This is a genomic window from Psychrobacillus glaciei, assembly GCF_008973485.1.
GTDB classification, from domain to species: Bacteria; Bacillota; Bacilli; order Bacillales_A; family Planococcaceae; genus Psychrobacillus; species Psychrobacillus glaciei.
In genome coordinates this window covers 4,189,070-4,207,429 of record NZ_CP031223.1, presented here as the reverse complement: position 1 = coordinate 4,207,429, position 18,360 = coordinate 4,189,070, and the positions used below count along the sequence as shown (strand labels likewise).

Here is an 18,360-nt window from a genome sequence, read left to right as displayed (position 1 = left end):
AGTTAAACAAACAGGAGGTAATTAGGTTGGCGATTAGTGTAATAGGTGCAACTGGAAAAACGGAAAGTATTATTTATAAAAAAATGTCTGACAAGTCCCATAAGGTAATTGCAATGGCAGATATAGATGAAATTGCAAATCCTCCGCATCTAATTGAACGATTTGAATTAGTAGCAGAGGTGAAGTAAGCAATGGAAATTGGTATTTATACTTTTGGCGACCTTGGACCAAATCCGCTTACTGGAAAAACCATAAGTGCATCACAGCGTTTAAGAGAGGTAATAGAACTAGGCAAGTTGGCAGATGAAGCAGGGCTTGATATTTTCGGAGTTGGAGAACATCATCGATTAGATTACACCATCTCCTCTCCAGCAGTTGTACTCTCAGCTGTTGCACAAGCAACAAAGCGTATAAAATTAACAAGTGCAACAACCGTTTTAAGTACATTGGATCCCGTCCGCTTATTTGAAGATTTCGCTACGTTAGATCAAATTTCAAATGGTAGAGCCGAAATAATAGCAGGAAGAGGAGCATTTGTGGAGTCTTTTCCTCTTTTTGGATATGACTTGCACGATTACGATGCTTTATTTGAAGAGAATATTAAATTGCTCCAGCAATTAAATAGCGAAGAAATAGTAACTTGGGAAGGTAAATTTCGACCAATCCTAGCAAATGCAATGATTTCTCCTAGACCAGTTCAAGAGAAACTTCCCATTTGGATTGGTGTTGGTGGTTCAACGGAAAGTGCTATTAGAGCAGGAAGGCTTGGGACTGGATTGGTTCTTGCTATCCTTGGTGGAAATCCTATGCACTTTAAACCACTGGTAGACTTATATTTACGAGTAGGAGCAGATGTCGGTCATGCTCGTGATAGCTTACAGGTTGGGGTAACAGGTCACACCTATATTGCGAAAGAAACACAACAAGCAAAAGATGAGTTCTATCCATATTACTCCAATTATTGGTCTTATGTGAATAAACAAAGAGGCACGGAAACAAGAATGACCCGTTCTGATTTTGAACATATGGTAAGTCCAGAAACAGCGCTATTTGTAGGTAGTCCACAACAAATTATTGAAAAGATTCTTTATCAATATGAATTATTTGGACATCAACGATTCATAGCACAAATCGATATTGGCGGTCAATCAATTAGTGAGGTTGCAAAAGGAATAGAACTACTGGCAACAGAAGTAGCTCCTGTTGTAAGAAGAGAGACAAATAAATAAATTTTGAAAAATGACTTGAGTATATACTAAATGTGCTTGAGTTATTTTTTATCAAAAGAATAGTGTAAATAATTGAAATATTAAACCTAATCTGTCAAAATGGATATAAGACTATTTTTATTTAAATAGTTTTGAAAGCGCATACGTGAAGGCGTGTCTACATAAGATGTGGAATGTGCCAAAAGATATTAAGGGGAGGAATTACAGAATGGTTTATGCATTTCCGAATACAGAAGGCTCGAAGGTTTCATTTAAGGACAAGTATGAAAACTATATTAATGGCGAGTGGACACCCCCGGTAAAAGGAGAATACTTTGAAAACGTAACACCAATCACAGGGAAAGTATTTACCCAAGTTGCACGTTCAACTGCAGAAGACATTGAGCTTGCTTTAGATGCAGCACATGGAGCAAAAGATGCATGGGGTAAAACTTCCGTGGCGGAAAGATCAAATATATTAAATAAAATTGCAAATCGTATAGAGGAAAACTTAGAGATGCTTGCAGTTGCGGAAACATGGGATAACGGGAAAGCAGTTCGTGAAACATTAAACGCTGACTTGCCATTAGCAATTGATCATTTTCGTTATTTTGCAGGGGCTATTCGTGCACAAGAAGGAAATTTGAGTCAAATTGATAATGATACCGTTGCCTATCATTTTAATGAGCCGCTTGGCGTAGTTGGACAAATTATTCCATGGAACTTCCCAATATTAATGGCTGTTTGGAAACTTGCACCGGCACTTGCAGCAGGAAATTGCGTCGTCTTAAAACCTGCAGAACAAACGCCTGCATCTATTTTAGTTCTTATGGAGTTAATTGGTGATTTATTACCACCAGGCGTTTTGAATATTGTAAATGGATTTGGATTAGAAGCTGGTAAGCCACTGGCATCTAGCCCACGAATTAGTAAAATAGCGTTTACAGGTGAAACAACAACTGGTCGCTTAATAATGCAATATGCGTCTCAAAATTTAATTCCAGTAACGTTAGAGCTTGGAGGTAAATCACCAAATATTTTCTTCGAAGATATTATGGATGAAGATGATGCATTTTTGGATAAAGCAGTAGAAGGATTCGTTCTATTTGCTTTAAACCAAGGAGAAGTTTGTACGTGTCCATCTCGTGTACTTATTCAAGAATCTATTTATGATCGATTCATCGAACGAGTACTGGCACGCGTGGAAGCGATTAAAATTGGAAACCCATTAGATCCAAATACAATGATGGGTGCACAGGCATCTACTGAACAAATGGAAAAAATCATGTCTTACTTAGATATTGGAAAGCAAGAAGGTGCAGAGTGCTTAATCGGAGGAGAACGTAATATACTTGATGGAGAATTTGCAGATGGATATTATATTAAACCAACAGTGTTTAAAGGTACGAACAATATGCGCATTTTCCAAGAGGAAATCTTCGGTCCAGTAGTATCTGTAACAACTTTTAAAACAAAAGAAGAAGCACTGGAAATTGCAAATGATACATTATACGGATTAGGATCTGGCATTTGGACACGTAATATGAACACGGCGTATCGTTTTGGACGTGGTATTCAAGCGGGACGTGTTTGGACAAACTGCTATCACCAATATCCAGCTCATTCTGCATTTGGTGGTTATAAAATGTCAGGTATTGGCCGAGAAAATCATTTAATGATGCTCAACCACTACCAACAAACTAAGAACCTTCTTGTTAGTTATAATGAAAACAAACTTGGATTCTTTTGATAAGGAAAGGGTGAGTGTAGATGGTTGAACGCGTAATCGCTACAGACACTGCACTAGAACTCATTGAATTATTGAAAAGTAAGCATGGTCAGCTAATGTTTCATCAATCGGGAGGCTGTTGTGATGGGTCCTCTCCCATGTGTTATCCAGATGGTGATTTAATTTTAGGAGATCAGGATGTGTTTTTGGGAAGTATTGGAGATACACCCTTTTATATGCATAAAAGTCAGTTTGAATATTGGAAGCATACACAGCTAATAATAGATGTAGTGGACGGACGTGGGGGCATGTTCTCCCTTGAAGGTGTTGAGGGGAAACGTTTTTTAACAAGATCCAGAGCTTTCACTGCAGAAGAAAATAGGCATTTACAAACTTGAATAAAAGCGAATCAGGGAGTCTGTTAAAGACATTCTAATTCGCTTTTAATTTTTTTCTCCATTCACAATATTCAGCTATACTATACATAAAGAAAAATGTAGAAAAGAGGTTAGACAAGATGGTAGAAAAATTATTACGCAATCATGCATCTGTTCGAAAATATAAAGATTATACATTGTCTAGAGAGGAAGTTTCAGAGCTTATAGAAACTGCTCAACATGCCGCAAGCTCCCATTTTGTACAAGCATATAGCGTTATCTGGGTGACAGATGATAAGAAAAAAGAAGAGTTAGGTAGACTGTCTAGCAACCAAAAGCAATTTGAAACTGCAGGAGCAGCGTTTTTATTATGCGCTGATTTTCATCGTCTTCAAGCAGCTGGTAAAATGCAAGATACGGATATTATGATGGATACTACTGAAAATGTATTAGTAGGTACAGTGGATGTCGCCTTATTTGCACAAAATTTAGTAATTGCTGCAGAATCTAAAGGGTATGGAATTTGCTATATAGGCGGGGTACGTAATGAACCTGCGGAAATCAGTCGTTTGTTTGACTTACCAGAAGGAGTTTTTCCGTTATTTGCACTTACTTTAGGGATACCTGATCAACAAAATGATGTAAAACCTAGACTTCCTGTAGCTGCAGTACTTCATGAAAATGAATATGATAGCTCTAAATACGAAGGACTATTAAAGGAATATGACCAGACAATGGAAGATTATTATGTCGGCAGAGGATCCAACCAAAAAGTTGCAAATTGGACTAAATCAATGGCTGATTTTCTAAAAACACCAAGACGTTCGCATATGGCGGAATTTCTATCTAGTAAAGGATTCCATTTGAAATGAGGATTAAATATGAAGCTTAAATGGTCAACAGAACTAGTTAAAAGTTATATGGAGCCGCATCGAAACGAAGAAAATGCAATACCGATGGCAAAATATATGAAAAACAACTTCCCTTTTTTGGGGATTAAAACCCCGGAACGAAGAATGGTTTTTAGTGCACTTATAAAAGAAAATGAGCTTCCTTCATTCGAATCATTACATGATGAGGTATGGGAGCTCTTTCAATTAGAAGAGCGAGAATATCATTACGTGGCAATCGAATTATTAGGTAAATATAAAAAGAAACTAACGATAGAAGATTTACCTTTTTGCCTAAAGATAATTGAAAATCATTCGTGGTGGGATAGCATAGACTCGATTGCACCAAAGATTGTTGGAGATATTGTGAAAGCTAATAGAGTGGAAGGGGAAGTCATTATGGGCGAATGGGCAAAGTCTTCGAATATGTGGACAAATCGGGCTTCTATTTTACATCAACTAAAATATAAGAATGACACAAATGAAGAACTGTTATTTACGACTGTTCAACGTCACGCAACTTCAAAAGAGTTTTTCATTCAAAAGGCGATAGGGTGGGTACTTAGAGAATATGCGAAAACAAACCCAGAAGTCGTTCACCGATTTGTAGAAAATACGCAACTTGCTGCTTTAAGTAAGCGAGAAGCATTAAAACATTTTAAATAAAAAAGGAATACCATTTACAAGCGTCCCTTTCAGCCACAGGGATGCTGGAAAGTTTTCAACTATAGATAGTGTGCAGTTTTGGCCAAAAATCTGTAAAAAAGTATCTATTTACAACTGTATATTTGGATGGAAAGCAGAACTAAAGAAAAATAGTTAGCATCCATTGATAAAGCAGCGCTGAGCGGACGAAATTGCATCTTCGTCCGCTTTTAAAAGAATAGGAAAGTATCTAATCTCTCATTAACCAAACCTTACGCACCTTGTCTCCACAAATTTCAAGAAGGCGACGGACAAACATCCGCCACAAGATTATCGAAAAAAAGTGGATGGAGAAGTGACGTAGTCACTTCTCCATCCACAAAAATTCCCGCGGTAATAGTGTAGCCAAAATTCTCTTTGCGACGAGTAACCGCAGGAGCAAATGTTTCGTCCAAAGCACTCTAGAAATAGAGAAGACAAGATGCACTTAAAGGACGCTTGCGTATTTCTTATTTCGAATAAAAATTCTCTGTGTAATAGGGAGTAGATTCTACATTAAAAGCAGTACCTACTCCTAAATTATGAAAATCACTACTTAAAATATTTTTACGATGACCGATGGAGTTCATTAAACCTTCATGGGCAAAGATGCTACTTGCTTGTCCGTAAGCTAAGTTCTCACCAGCGTACATAAATAGTAAACCATCCTCTTCCATCCTATCAAATGGAGACTTACCTTCTAGATCTTCGTGACTAAAATAATTGTGAATTGCCATATCTTCACTATGTTTTCGAGCTGTATTACTCACAGCTTGGTCATAAGTAAGAATAGATAGACCACGTATTGCTCGTGCAGCATTTGTTAAATCGAAAAGTTGGAATTCAAATCCTTTTTTCAACTCTTCAGATGGTTTTCCAAAAGTAGATGGCTGATTGTTTTCCACCGATTTTGCGATTATTTGTATGGCCGTAATCGTATTATTTTCATGTAAATCATAAAAAAGAGTCACATAATTTTCATCAATCAGATATAAATCATATTCTCCTATGTCTGGAAGAATATAGACAATATTACCTTTCCTCAGTTTAGTTAGGGGGTTACCAAGAACTGAGTGGACCTCATCCCTCGTACTATCCATTTGCAATCCTAAGAAAGCTGATTGAGAGGGTTGATTGGTAAACATTCCATTTACCTTATTGTTTATATTATAAGAAACCATCATGAAGTTTTGATAATTTTCATGATAAGTATGCCAAACTAGATTATATTCATTTAAGCTCACTCTTTTTGCATTACCGTGTATTTTTTCAATCTCACTTTTCTTCATACCAAGTGTTATTTGATCTAATTCTATTCCGTTTCCTGTAGGAGGTTCTTGATCAGAAGAAATTGTAGTTGCTGGTTCACTTTTTATTTCCATCCAATATGTTTTGGCCTCATTCAAGTAATGACCTACCTCTAAAGAATCAATCCACTCATCTACGGGTGTTAAAAAGGAAAGATCTACATAGTCCTCCGCATACTCTTCCCAAAGCGGTCTAGAGAAGAAGATCACTAAAATAAATAGTAAAAACCAACCAACTTTTCTCATCACATTCACCGCCCAACTTACTTTTTAATTTCCCCACAAATAATTCGTTTTCCAGAATTTCCAGAGGGATCTGTTTTATAATCATCTGCATTTTCATGGATAATAATTGAGCTACCATCTGCGTCTAAAAGCGAATTACTTTTCCCGGCAGCTAAAACTAATGCAGGAGATACTGTTTCTAATTCTACTTTACCATCTTCGCCAATCTCTATGTTAGGCAAATCACCGGCATGATAGCCTTTTGGGTTTTCAAAGCCATGCTCCTTGTGAGTAGGGTTAAAATGAGCCCCTGCAGTTGTAAATTCTGGTTTTTCACATATAGCTGTCTCATGAAAATGTATAGCTTTTACTCCTGGTGTTAATCCTTCTGCCTTTAAGTGGATATGTACACCTTTAGAATGTTCTGTGAGTGTAGCTTGGCCAACTTCTTTTCCTTCTGTGTTTATTAACGAAACTTCCACGGTTTCATTTAAGTCAGCATCTGCGGATGAGAAATTACACCCTCCAAGTACAACCATTGTAGCTAGCAAAATAAAAATGTATCGCTTTTTCATTTAATTCCCTCCCAAAATTTATATCCATTCAAGTCTTTCCAAATACAGGGCGAATATACATGCATGGACAATTAAATTGGAAAAGAAAAACCGTTCAGCAATTAAGCAAAACGGTCCAACTTCTTCTGTCTTACTATAAATACGACTACTGCGATAAAAAGGAAGATGATAGAATATAAATATAAGTTTTGATAGCCAAGCCGACTAGCGATTAATCCAAGGACATAAGATCCTATGGCCAGTCCTGAATCAAACAATGTAAAAAATGTAGCGGTAGCATAACCACTTCTTTCGTTTTTTGTCGATTGAATTGCAAGCGTTTGAAAGCTAGGTACAACAGCACCGTAACCAAGACCGATAAATGCACCTGCAAGTAAGAATAGGGAAGGGGAATTCATAAAGGCAAGTAACACAAGTCCGATTATAAATGAAAATAGACCTGGAATAATAATATATTGAGGACCTTTTTCATCAAAAATACGACCTGTAAATGGTCTCGTTAAAAGCATAACAGCGGCAAAAACGGCAAAGAAACTGCTCGTTAAGTGCAACAGACCCTTTTCTTGTGAATAAATAGATAAATAAGATAGGACACTAGCATATGCAAAAGCTACTAAGCTCGCATTAAAGGCAATCGGCAAAGCTTTTTTCTCAAAAAGGTCATTCCAAGATAGTTTTGTTTTTGGAAGAGATTTAGCTCGTTTCTTATCAGCCGGTATCATTAAAGCGGCTGTCGCACCGAGGATTAGTAAAGTAGTTAATGATAGAAATAATATGTCATAAGAGAAAAACTGTATGAAAGTTAAAGCGACAAATGGACCGACAACAACCGCTAAGTTTGTAGACATAGTAAAATAACCTAATCCAGCGCCACGTCTGGACGTTGGAATATTATCTGCAGCCAAAGATCCACTTGCAGTTGTGGCAATACTAAAGAAAATACCTTGTACAAATCGTAATACTAATAACGCTTGAAAAGGTTCGACCACATAATAAAGCCCTGTACATATTAAATACAGGAATAAAGTAGTCCAAAGTATTTTGCGCTTGCCTACAAGATCTAAAAGTTTTCCGGAGAATGGTCGAACAATAATTGCAGAAATTAAAAAAATTGTCATCAATAAACCCGCATCTTCATCTGAACGTGATAAGACATCTTTTGCGTACAGAGGAAGTGCAGATACTAAACCGTAAAAAACGATAAAAATTGAAAAATTTGTTGTAAATAAGCTAATAAATGCTTTAGTCCATATAGGATCTTTTTTCTTCATAATGTCTAAGCCACCTGATTTATTTAATTTTTTGTAAAAAACCGATCAAAAGAGTCTCCTCTTCTTTTGTAAGATTTGAGACCATTCTTTCTTCAAATTCTTGTATAGAAGCTATTATTTTGGGGAATTCTTGTATTGCTTTTTCGGATAATTGTACTATTTTCTCTCGACGATCTTTACCAGGATAAATATCTACCCAACCAAGCTCTACTAAGCGATAAACTGTCCGTGTAATCGTAGGAGCTTCTACATTCAAGTATTTCCATATCTGAGTTAAAGACATTTTTTCATGTTTTTGAATACAGTACATGACAGTCCATTGCGAGGCGTATAATTCGTGCTTTTTTAGACATTGATTTATCTCATTTGTTAAAAAGCGTGTCTTCTGAAAAAGTTCATGGAAAAGTGGATTCATAGTATGAGTGACTCCTTTGATTTTTATAATATTTACCTAGCTAAACTATTTTACTTCTCTATATGGAATTTGTAAAGCAGGGCATATTTCTTTTGTGTATGAATCTTAGATTCTTACACAAACTATGTACAAAAATAAAGTTTTTAAAGGAGCAGAAATAATGACAGAGTTTCCTATTATCCATACGAATGTATGGGATTCATTATGGGCAGTGCCAGTTGTAATGTTAATTACAGAAATTATGAAGAAACTATTGCCCATCCAACCACAATATGTATCTACGATTGCTACAATAATTGGTTTACTAATTTCTATATTTATTAGTCATCCCCATAATTTAGCAGGAGGTATTTTTATGGGTTTTTTTTATAGCGGTGCTGCGATTGGTTCATACGCTTCGTTAAAGACTTCTCTTCGTGCTTATCGAAATCGCCCATAAAAAAATGCGTACTAATTAAACTAGTACGCAGTTGATATTAGTAACATTGAAAAGAAGAGATTCTATTTAAATCGGTACCATAAAAGGTCCACATACGGCCATTCCATCTGAATCCAGAAATGGAGTTTCGACCAACGAAGGTTGGAAAAAGCCAAAAAGCACTACCATTTGTCAGCCATATATAAGTATTGCGGCGTAAACAGCCACGTATAGAACCTGGATCTACCGCGAACACTCCAACATTTTGTTGCTGTGGTACGAAAGAAGGCGGTGGACTAGTTGGTGCTCCTCCTTGTGCTTCAGGCGGATCAAGTGGTGGAAAACTAGGGGGAGCTGAATGATCATATCCATGCGGCCACTGCTGTTGTCCCGGCATTTGTCCCGGCATTTGACCTGGCATTTGACCTGGCATTTGTCCAGGGAATTGGCTAGGATATTGTCCGGGATATTGACCCGGATACTGGCTAGGATATTGCCCTGGATATTGGTTGGGGTATTGTCCCTGGCCTTGCCCTTGGTTTGGCATCATATTTCCTGGAAAGTATTGATTTCCAGATGGAGGACCTTGTTGTCCTGCTCCTGGCTGATTTTGAAAATATGGAAATTGGTTGTTCATAAACAATCCTCCTTTCACTATATATTCAACCTAGTATATGTGAGGAGGATTATTATGGAACGGTGGTTATGCGGTAATATATTCTAGTGATTTTTGTAATAATTGCTCAGTTGATATCCTATTTTCTCCGCCACCTTGTGCAATCGTGTTGTTTCCACCACCTTTTCCGTTAATAAGTGGAAGGATTTTTTCTATCAGTTCTTTCATATTTTGATTTACAGAACTTCCCCTAGCGGCAACTATTTGTATGCGATCTTCATTTTGAGATACTAAAATACATAACGTTTCGATCGATTCAGTAGTAATTAGCTTTGCGAGTTTTTGCAGTTCCTGAATAGTACGATTTTGAAAATTGGCCGTCAGTATTGTTCCTTTCGTATTTCTAATAAGTTCATTTGCTTCATATTGCAAAAGTAGCCCGTTTAAGTTTGATATTTGTTTTTCTTGCATTTTGACGTTATTCAGTAAAGTGTGCACAGCATCCTCTAGTTTTTCTTCCGGGGAACTTAAACTATTTATTAAATTAGTAATAATAGTATGTTTACGTTGCAGATGAGTAATAACTCTTGCTCCACAAACAAATTCCACTCGAATATTTTGTTTTTGTTTCTCCATCTGCAAAATTTTAATAAGTCCAACTTGGCCCGTTGTTTTTGGATGTGTTCCACCACAGGCGTTATAGTCAAAGTTAGGTATTATGACAAGTCGTATATCTTCCTTCACTTTAGTAGGTTTGCGAAGCTTGTATTGAGCAAGTTCTTCTTCTGTTATCCACTTTGTCTCGATCGGATGGTTTTCTAGAATTATTTCATTTGCCAGTGCTTCTACTTCTGCTAACTGATGCGCAGAAATCTCATTTACATCCAAATCAATTGTGGAGCTGTTTTTTCCTAAATGAAAGCTAACCGTTTTAAATCCAAATAGGTTATCAAAAGCAGCTGACAAAATATGTTGACCGGCATGTTGCTGCATATGATCAAACCGTCTTTTCCAATCAATAGCCCCCTCTACATACTCCGTATTAGCTAGAAGACTTGTCGCTAGGTGATGTCTAATTTCCCCTTCTATTAATTCTACATTCGTGACAGCGATGCCATTTAGTGTTCCACTATCATTCGGTTGACCACCACCAGTAGGATAAAATGCTGTTTCTGAAAGCACCACATAATCCTGTGTTTGTTTTAGAATTTTTGCGGAAAACGTTTGTATGTACGGATCTTCATAATAAAGTTTGTTTGTCATATGAAATCACTCCTTAATAAAAAATATTACCATAAAAAGAAGCCAGAATTCATTTTAAACTGTTGCTCTTTTTACCCATAGTAATTACTGTAAGTCTTCCCTATACTGTAAATAAACATGACCAAAGAATTGAGGGGTCAAAAATGAATGTCCAAGCACAAAATTATTGGGATGCATTTTGGAAGGACAAAGAAATGCCGACTTCAATTAGTGCATGGCAATTTGGGGGAAGTCCAGATGTATTAGCCCAACTAGTCGTGGATAAAGTGAAAACCGCTACTTGCTCTGGGCGTGTCTTTTACGAATTAGAAAAGGAACCTCTTCCAAAAGTGGATGACTACAGTATTGTGTTAAATAGCAAAGACGAGCCAGTTTGTATTATTCGAACCTCTGAAGTGACGATAACACCGATGAACAAAGTATCAGAAGCATTTGCATACGCTGAAGGAGAAGGGGATCGGTCATACGATTATTGGAAAAAAGTGCATGTACAGTTTTTTACGGAAGCATTAAGAGAAGTAGATTTAGAGTTTTCAGAGGATATGCTACTTGTGTGTGAACGATTTGAATTAATTGATGTCAAATAACGGGGTGAGAGAATGTTCAATTCAGTAATATTGTATACGAATAAGCTAAAGCAATTAAAGGGGTTTTATGGTAATGTGCTTGGACTTAGCATTTTAGAAGCTAGTAGTAAGCATTTCACTGCATCCATTGGTAAGTCGACACTTATCTTTCGGGAGTCTGAAAAACCTGCATCTTATCATTTTGCGATTAATATTCCCGGAAATCAGTTTAAGCTTGCTAAACACTGGGCATTAGAAAAAGTGAGATTAAACAGAGAGGATGCGGTGGATGAAATTTATTATTCACGTTTCGAAGCAGATGCCTTTTACTTTGAGGACCCAGTCGGAAATGTGATTGAATTCATTGCTAGACGTAATGTGGATAAATGGAGTGATTTTAGTGTGGAGTCACTGTTAAATTTAAGTGAGGTAAGCATTACCACTCCTTTTGTAGAAGAGGTAGGGGAACAACTCCAAAATATTGGCATTCCTATCTCAGGTCATGTGGATATCGAACCGAATGAACTGAACTTCTTAGGAAGTAAAGAAACGTTTATTTTATTGGTTCCACCTAAACGACGATGGTATTTTTCAAAAAGAATGAGTGAAATTTCTCCATTGGAGATAGAACTTACAGATGGAAAGAGAATTGTTGTTTCGAATGAAGGAAGAGCTGAAATAATATAATAAAAGCGACAGAAAACTTTCATGTGAGAGTTCTTCTGTCGCTTTAATTATTTAACATATAAATTTGTATGCACTTCTAACGCACGGGATAAGGAAAAATATGTTTTTGTATCTGAAAAACTTATACCAAGAGATAGAGAAATTTGTGCTAATTCTGGACGGATTCCTGAAAAAATAGGCTCTACTCCTATTAACTTTAATGCAGCTAATAATTGGTATAGTTGTTGTGCCACCATTGTATCTAGGATAGGAACAGCAGATAAATCTATGAATATTTTAGTGAGTTTTTTTTCCGAACATTGTTCTAAAGTGGATTCCAATATTAATTTTGCGCGTTGGAAGTCAATATTGCCGACAAGTGGTAATACACCTATCCCTTCTTTTATAGGGATTACAGGGCTACTAAGTTCTGTGATCAGCGCTTGCTGACTAGTCAGTATTTGTTGTGTATGATCGTGATGATGCTTAGCGAAGCTTTCAATAATGTAGTCAAATGCTGTATTCATGCTATCTGACCAAGCGCTGACATCCTGAGTAGTGACTGTGCCATTATTTTGGTCCATAAAAATTTGAACAAATTTCCATAATGTTTTACGTACGCTACGAAACGAACGAATGCTTTCATAGAGAGGGAAAGCTTCAGCGGCTCTTTTTTTAGCAACATCCGCAGCTCGATTATCAATATAATTTTGGTATTCTTCTGGATCTTGAACGTATATAGAGGCAATTGCTTCTATTAAAGCACCATTTTCTTTTCTTAAATATATCTCCGAGTTCGAAGAGATATACTTAGGATCTTCCAAAAACTGTTTAGAAAGCCATTCATCTGTTATATTTGATTTGTTTTCAATAATAAAGTCATGTAGATTTTTTGTCAGCTGACTCATAACCTCTAACCCCTCCACTGTTGCATCTCGTAAACCTATTGTAGTTTATTGAAAGTTATTATTCTAGTATGATTATCGTGAAAATTAGATGAGATTGATAGAATTAAATGCAAAAAAATGTAAGGTGAAATACATTAAAGACGAGTAATCTATTTAATAATTTGCCATCTTCTCATGTTAAAGTGGATATCGTAGGAATGTTGGACTCAAGTTAGACTACTATGGATAACGAGTATAGATTCAGAAAAAAGAGGAAATTACTTTTAAATATGATGTCATGGGTTATGATCAATACTTATAGATTGACGAATGAAATAGCGGATGAATTAATGCGTTTCATCTAAAAATGCCTGCATCGAGCGCAGTGATTCTCATGACCTTTTCCGTTCATTCATTTGTTTTCGTAAAAGTTTAAATGCAAGATATAGCATTGTAATTCCAAGAATAAAGGATATTACAGAGTAGAGAATAGTATTTAATCCTTTTCCAAATACTAATAATAACAGGTAAAGCGGGACCACTATGTATATCAATTTTTCGGCACTCAGTTTCATTTTTTAGCTCCCCTTTAGATAATGTATTATTTTCATTATAACAACAAATTAGAAATTGGATTATTTTCTGTTAAGAAAGTGATAATATAAGTAAACGGAGGTGGAATTTTTGAAAATAACATCCTATGAAGTGGGAAAAATAAAAGATCCAACGGGTATTATAGCAGGAGATCGTTATGAGTTTCTATTAGGTATTGAAGTGCCTGAAGAGGATGAATTATATGGGGATGGTGAATCATTAGATTTACGAGTTATTTTAGCTGTTGAAGATGCTAACGAGCGAATTGTACAGTACCATATTTTATACCGAAGCAATGGTAAATTATTAGATTTTGGTCTAGAAGATGAAGAAGAAATAGAGATACTTACATTTTGCAAGGAACACTATACCGAAGCAATATAGGAGAAGGGAAAACCTTCTCCTTTTATAATTCTCCTTTCAGTTTTTTTCTTGTGCTAATTGGGGTAAACTGTAACATAACATGTAACGTTATGCTGCAGGCATTTAATCCCTGTAGCTTAACGTTAAGGCCGCACCAGGATGGCGCAGATACTTTATCCGTAAACGCTATAAAAATACGCCAAGGCTAATTTAATCATGTGAAAAGGTGGACATTTCAATGGAATTAACAAAGTTAATGGAACACGTAAACGTTAAAGAAGTCATTCATACAAAACAAATAGATATAGCAGGGCTTGCATATAACTCGAGAAAAGTTGAAAAAGGACAAGTGTTTGTTTGTGTAAGAGGGTTTAAAGCGGATGGACATCAGTTTGCTGGACAAGCAGTAGAAAACGGGGCTATCGCACTCGTAGTAGAAGAATTTATAGAAGGTTTAGATGTACCTCAGTACAAAGTAGAAAGCGGGCGAAATGCTTTAGCGACACTTGCGGATGCATATTATGATCATCCAACTCAAAAACTTAAAACAATTGGTATTACTGCTACAAATGGAAAGACCTCCACATCATTTATGACGAATGCTATTCTAGAAAATAATGGACTTAAAACAGGATTAATGGGAACGGTTGTTGTAAAGATTGGTGATTATGCGGAGCCATCTGAATTGACCACTCCAGAATCTCTAGACTTGCAACGTTTTTATGCACAGATGGTTGATGCAGGCGTTTCACATGCAACGATGGAAGTTTCTTCATCCGCATTAGAGTTAAATCGAGTAGGTTGTGTGGATTTTGATATCGTTACACTGAATAATATAAGTCGTGAGCATATCGATTTGCACTCGTCATTTGAGAATTATTTTGAACATAAATCTAGCTTGATTCGAAATGCGGGAGCAGACAAAGTCGCTATATTAAATTTAGACGACAAATATTCTGCTTCTCTTGTCAATAAAACAAAAGCAAAAGTGATCACTATTGGAGTAGAAGAACAGTCGGCAGATGTCATTTGTAGAAACTTGGATTTATCTACGGGTCGTGCAAAATTCACGGTAGATATTACGCGGGATCTAGTTACACAAGATCTTGTAATTCCAAAGCAACATTTTCAAATTGAACTTTCTACACCTGGATTTCACTCTGTTTATAACTCCATGGTTAGTATTGTAATCGGATTATTATGTGAAGTGCCTATAGAAACTATTCAAAAAAGCTTGTATGAATTTGTTGGAGTTGAGCGTAGGTTTGAAATAATATTCGAGGACGACTTTAAAATTATTGATGACCACTTTGCTAATAGCGGAAATATAGATATTACGCTGGGCACTTTAGAAAAAATGGATTTCAATCGTGTCTCTCTTGTGTATGCAATTCGCGGTGATAGAGGAGTTACAGTAAATAAAGAAAATGCAGAAGCTATTGCAAGATGGGCACCTAGACTTGGAATCCATGAAGTTATTGCAACGCTTAGCCGCTCTCATGTCACGCAAAAGGATATAGTTTCCGATGCAGAGCTTGCTGTATTTAAAGAAGTGATGGAAGAGGTAGGGATTAACGTTCATTTATACGAAGAATTACCGGACGCAATAGGGCATAGCCTTCAGGAAGTAACAGAAGGTGACTTACTATTACTCGCTGGATGCCAAGGAATGGACTATGGTGCCAAAATTGCTTTAGAGCAACTAGAAACCATACGACCAAATATGGATAAAAAGAAACTATTCCAACCACTTGAAAAGCGAGTAGCTGGAAACTCCTAAATAGAAAAGACCGACTGCAAAATGTCGGTCTTTTTCTATTAGACAACGGTTCAATACACCAAGATACAACGGCAATAGTGTAACCGAGGTTACGTCCAAAGCACTCTGGAATTGGTAATGACAAGTTGCACTTAAAGGATGCTTGCGTCTTTCTTCAAAAGATAAGAAAGTATATGGATTATCAACCTGCGAAACCAGTGTTCATAGTACTTGAAAGAATTTAAGAATACCGCGGATTTCCGTTTCAGGTGGACGCGTTCCGCGGGGGCGCCGCATTCGCGTCGCTTGTGATGTCTCATCTGTCTCACATAGGAACAAAGGCTAATAGCGCCACATCGTGTGGCAACGCCTTCGTGACCAACACCCTTGTGGCCTCTCGCTAGAGTCGCCACCTTTCACTACAATCCATTAAGTGAGTAGTTCCTAATAAGAAAGTATATGAAATTGATATACTAGACATCGAGTATTCACACCGACTTAAAGTGCTTTTTAATGCAGACTACTTTAAGCAGGATTTCCTATAAGTTTTTGCTTTTACTGTCCACAGTATACATGAATAAGTGGGCAGATGATTAGAGTTGGTGGTACCTGAAAAAATAGATAGAATCCATAAATAAAGAAGCGCTGAGCGGACGAAATTGCATCTTCGTCTGCTTTTAAAAGAATAGGAAAGGATTTATTCTCCTATTAAACAAACCTTATGTACCTTGTCTCTACCTATTTCAAGAGGGAGACGGACAAACAACCGCCACAAGATTACCGAAAAAAATAGATCGTGCAGTGACGTAGTCACTGCACGATCCATAAAAAATTCACCGGTAATAATGCTGCCAATGTTTCGTCCAAAGCAATCTGGAAATAGAAAAGACTAGATGCACTTAAAGGGCGCTTGCACTTTTCTCATTCATTATTGTTCTCTACTATATATTTAAGAATAGATAATTTGTTATTCCAAAATTGTTCATAATAAGATAACCATTCACTTAACTCTTTAAAAGACTCTGGCTGAAGCTGATATATTTTTTCCCTACCAACTTTACGCCCTGTCACCAATTCTGCTTCTGAAAGAACATGAAGATGCTTGGCTATTGCTGTGCGGCTCATCGGAAAATGAGAAGTAATCTCAGAAATAGGCAATTCTTTTTCCGAAAGAAGCTTTAGAACCTCTCTTCTTGTTGGATCGGCGATAGCCTGAAATACATCATATTTCTGTGCGGCAGAAGACACTTAACTTTCAACAACCTTTCTTAAACGATCTTGAACAATCCCTACCCAACCACGGGCCATGTTATCTCGAATAATAGAGCTTTTTTCATTTGCTTTTGTAATAAGGTCATTCGGTTGTTTCCACCCTCCGTGAATAAGCGTAAACTCCGTTTTGTCTCCAATCTCTTTCAAAATAAAAGAAACAACCCAACCATCTGTATCCCATATAAAAGAAAGCTTATTTGGAGGATTTACTTCAGTGACCTTGCAAGGTGATGGACCAAAAGGTGATTGAATATGGAATTCATGTCCCGTTTCTAATTGAAAGTCATTTGGCATGAACCAGTTTGCAATTCCATCTGAAGTGGATACATTTTCCCATACTTTTTGGATTGGTGCATTTAGAACAATTGTTTGAACTATATCTTGAAGTTTTGTTTCCATTGATATTCCTACTTTCGTATTTAAAAATAAAACCAAATGGTTTCGTATAATTTATAATACGAAACCATTTGGTTTTATGTCAAGTGATACTACTATGTTTTTTGATGTAAGCATTTTATTCGCCTCTTAAGGATCTATTTCCTTTTTGGTGAATAATTAAGCGTAGTGAACAATTCTTTTTTCTCTAATTCGGTTAATTCTCTCCATTGTCCGATAGCAAGGCCTTCTAATGTAATATTCATAATACGCTTGCGTTGAAGTCTTTTCACAGTGAATCCAAGAGCGGAACACATTCTTCTAATTTGTCTGTTTAGTCCTTGCGTAAGTGTAATATTGAAAGTTTTTGGTCCTATCTTTTTCACTTTGCAAGGAAGTGTTTTCGTGCCTAAAATATTTATTCCCGAAGCCATTTTTTCTAGAAAGGAATCTGTGATTTGTTCGTTGACTGTAACGATATATTCTTTTTCATGTTTATTTTCCGCACGTAGTATTTCATTAACAATATCCCCGTCGTTTGTTAATAAAATTAGCCCATCCGAGTCTTTATCCAATCGACCGATATGGAAAATACGTAGTGGATGATTGACAAAATCGACAATATTTCCTTTTACATGCCGTTCTGTTGTACTGGTAATACCAACTGGTTTATTCAGCACAAGATAAATTAAAGGTTGTTCAACTACAATCGGGTTACCATCTACTTTAACGTCATCTCCCGCCTCAACTTTGCTCCCTAGCTCAGCAATTTTACCGTTAATGGTGACTCTTCCTTCTGTAATCCATTTATCTGCACCTCGTCTAGAAATAATTCCAGATTCACTTAGAAATTTGTTAATGCGCATAATTGACACCTACTTTTCTTATTACAATAATTAT

The 18,360-nt window shown here is 36.6% G+C and carries 21 protein-coding genes; 11 read left to right on the top strand and 10 right to left on the bottom strand.

What is annotated here, in order from left to right:
- The first annotated feature begins 26 nt into the window (after positions 1 to 26).
- The 6 genes from PB01_RS21150 (at position 27) to PB01_RS19995 (ending at position 4,870) form a co-directional block, all read left to right on the top strand.
- Entirely contained in the window at positions 27 to 188 is a 162-nt protein-coding gene (locus tag PB01_RS21150; RefSeq protein WP_192797406.1) for a hypothetical protein, read from the top strand.
- A 3-nt stretch (positions 189 to 191) separates the two neighbouring features.
- The gene (locus PB01_RS20015) at positions 192 to 1,229 is read left to right on the top strand and encodes an LLM class flavin-dependent oxidoreductase (protein ID WP_151701798.1); all 1,038 of its coding nucleotides are present in this window, start codon (positions 192 to 194) and stop codon (positions 1,227 to 1,229) included.
- A gap of 208 nt (positions 1,230 to 1,437) precedes the next feature.
- Positions 1,438 to 2,958, top strand: coding sequence for an aldehyde dehydrogenase (gene adh, locus PB01_RS20010; RefSeq protein ID WP_151701797.1), 1,521 nt, complete (start codon positions 1,438 to 1,440; stop codon positions 2,956 to 2,958).
- A gap of 20 nt (positions 2,959 to 2,978) precedes the next feature.
- On the top strand, positions 2,979 to 3,335 hold the full coding sequence (locus PB01_RS20005; protein WP_151701796.1) for a DUF779 domain-containing protein: 357 nt from the start codon (positions 2,979 to 2,981) through the stop codon (positions 3,333 to 3,335).
- Positions 3,336 to 3,454: 119 nt separating this feature from the next.
- The gene (gene nfsA, locus PB01_RS20000; protein ID WP_151701795.1) at positions 3,455 to 4,186 is read left to right on the top strand and encodes an oxygen-insensitive NADPH nitroreductase; all 732 of its coding nucleotides are present in this window, start codon (positions 3,455 to 3,457) and stop codon (positions 4,184 to 4,186) included.
- Positions 4,187 to 4,195: 9 nt separating this feature from the next.
- A complete protein-coding gene (locus PB01_RS19995) occupies positions 4,196 to 4,870 on the top strand; it encodes a DNA alkylation repair protein (protein ID WP_225986113.1) in 675 nt (224 codons plus the stop codon).
- Between the two features lie 488 nt (positions 4,871 to 5,358).
- Here PB01_RS19995 and PB01_RS19990 read toward each other — a convergent pair whose 3' ends face one another.
- The 4 genes from PB01_RS19990 to PB01_RS19975 all read right to left on the bottom strand — a co-directional run bounded on the left by PB01_RS19990 (position 5,359) and on the right by PB01_RS19975 (position 8,681).
- Positions 5,359 to 6,441 carry a CAP domain-containing protein gene (locus PB01_RS19990; protein WP_151701794.1) on the bottom strand — a complete coding sequence of 361 codons (1,083 nt, stop codon included), beginning with the start codon at positions 6,439 to 6,441 and terminating at the stop codon, positions 5,359 to 5,361.
- Positions 6,442 to 6,458: 17 nt separating this feature from the next.
- Positions 6,459 to 6,995 carry a superoxide dismutase family protein gene (locus PB01_RS19985; protein ID WP_151701793.1) on the bottom strand — a complete coding sequence of 179 codons (537 nt, stop codon included), beginning with the start codon at positions 6,993 to 6,995 and terminating at the stop codon, positions 6,459 to 6,461.
- A 101-nt stretch (positions 6,996 to 7,096) separates the two neighbouring features.
- Positions 7,097 to 8,266 carry an MFS transporter gene (locus PB01_RS19980; protein ID WP_151701792.1) on the bottom strand — a complete coding sequence of 390 codons (1,170 nt, stop codon included), beginning with the start codon at positions 8,264 to 8,266 and terminating at the stop codon, positions 7,097 to 7,099.
- A gap of 19 nt (positions 8,267 to 8,285) precedes the next feature.
- Positions 8,286 to 8,681, bottom strand: coding sequence for a MarR family winged helix-turn-helix transcriptional regulator (locus PB01_RS19975; protein WP_151701791.1), 396 nt, complete (start codon positions 8,679 to 8,681; stop codon positions 8,286 to 8,288).
- A 160-nt stretch (positions 8,682 to 8,841) separates the two neighbouring features.
- On the opposite strand from PB01_RS19975, the gene PB01_RS19970 reads away from it, so the two are divergent.
- The gene (locus PB01_RS19970; protein ID WP_151701790.1) at positions 8,842 to 9,120 is read left to right on the top strand and encodes a hypothetical protein; all 279 of its coding nucleotides are present in this window, start codon (positions 8,842 to 8,844) and stop codon (positions 9,118 to 9,120) included.
- 37 nt (positions 9,121 to 9,157) lie between these two features.
- Here the strand turns inward: PB01_RS19970 and PB01_RS19965 are convergent, their stop codons facing one another.
- Positions 9,158 to 9,736 carry a transporter gene (locus PB01_RS19965; RefSeq protein ID WP_225986112.1) on the bottom strand — a complete coding sequence of 193 codons (579 nt, stop codon included), beginning with the start codon at positions 9,734 to 9,736 and terminating at the stop codon, positions 9,158 to 9,160.
- Positions 9,737 to 9,802: 66 nt separating this feature from the next.
- Positions 9,803 to 10,978 carry an alanyl-tRNA editing protein gene (locus PB01_RS19960; protein ID WP_151701789.1) on the bottom strand — a complete coding sequence of 392 codons (1,176 nt, stop codon included), beginning with the start codon at positions 10,976 to 10,978 and terminating at the stop codon, positions 9,803 to 9,805.
- Positions 10,979 to 11,121: 143 nt separating this feature from the next.
- Here PB01_RS19960 and PB01_RS19955 point away from each other — a divergent pair, with 143 nt between their 5' ends.
- A complete protein-coding gene (locus tag PB01_RS19955; protein WP_151701788.1) occupies positions 11,122 to 11,565 on the top strand; it encodes an ASCH domain-containing protein in 444 nt (147 codons plus the stop codon).
- Between the two features lie 12 nt (positions 11,566 to 11,577).
- Complete coding sequence (locus PB01_RS19950) at positions 11,578 to 12,231, top strand: glyoxalase (RefSeq protein ID WP_151701787.1); 654 nt, start codon at positions 11,578 to 11,580, stop codon at positions 12,229 to 12,231.
- A 47-nt stretch (positions 12,232 to 12,278) separates the two neighbouring features.
- Here the strand turns inward: PB01_RS19950 and PB01_RS19945 are convergent, their stop codons facing one another.
- Positions 12,279 to 13,118 carry an STAS domain-containing protein gene (locus tag PB01_RS19945; RefSeq protein ID WP_151701786.1) on the bottom strand — a complete coding sequence of 280 codons (840 nt, stop codon included), beginning with the start codon at positions 13,116 to 13,118 and terminating at the stop codon, positions 12,279 to 12,281.
- Positions 13,119 to 13,781: 663 nt separating this feature from the next.
- Between PB01_RS19945 and PB01_RS19940 the strand changes: the two genes are divergently transcribed.
- Positions 13,782 to 14,075 carry a DUF6509 family protein gene (locus PB01_RS19940; protein WP_151701785.1) on the top strand — a complete coding sequence of 98 codons (294 nt, stop codon included), beginning with the start codon at positions 13,782 to 13,784 and terminating at the stop codon, positions 14,073 to 14,075.
- A 217-nt stretch (positions 14,076 to 14,292) separates the two neighbouring features.
- Positions 14,293 to 15,834: a Mur ligase family protein gene (locus PB01_RS19935; RefSeq protein WP_151701784.1), complete on the top strand. Its 1,542-nt coding sequence runs from the start codon at positions 14,293 to 14,295 to the stop codon at positions 15,832 to 15,834.
- A gap of 900 nt (positions 15,835 to 16,734) precedes the next feature.
- Here PB01_RS19935 and PB01_RS19930 read toward each other — a convergent pair.
- The 3 genes from PB01_RS19930 to rluF all read right to left on the bottom strand — a co-directional run bounded on the left by PB01_RS19930 (position 16,735) and on the right by rluF (position 18,326).
- Positions 16,735 to 17,061, bottom strand: a complete 327-nt coding sequence (locus PB01_RS19930) for an ArsR/SmtB family transcription factor (RefSeq protein ID WP_151701783.1) — start codon at positions 17,059 to 17,061, stop codon at positions 16,735 to 16,737.
- Entirely contained in the window at positions 17,062 to 17,484 is a 423-nt protein-coding gene (locus PB01_RS19925; protein WP_151701782.1) for an SRPBCC family protein, read from the bottom strand.
- A gap of 134 nt (positions 17,485 to 17,618) precedes the next feature.
- Positions 17,619 to 18,326, bottom strand: coding sequence for a 23S rRNA pseudouridine(2604) synthase RluF (gene rluF / locus PB01_RS19920; protein WP_151701781.1), 708 nt, complete (start codon positions 18,324 to 18,326; stop codon positions 17,619 to 17,621).
- Between the last annotated feature and the right edge of the window lie 34 nt (positions 18,327 to 18,360).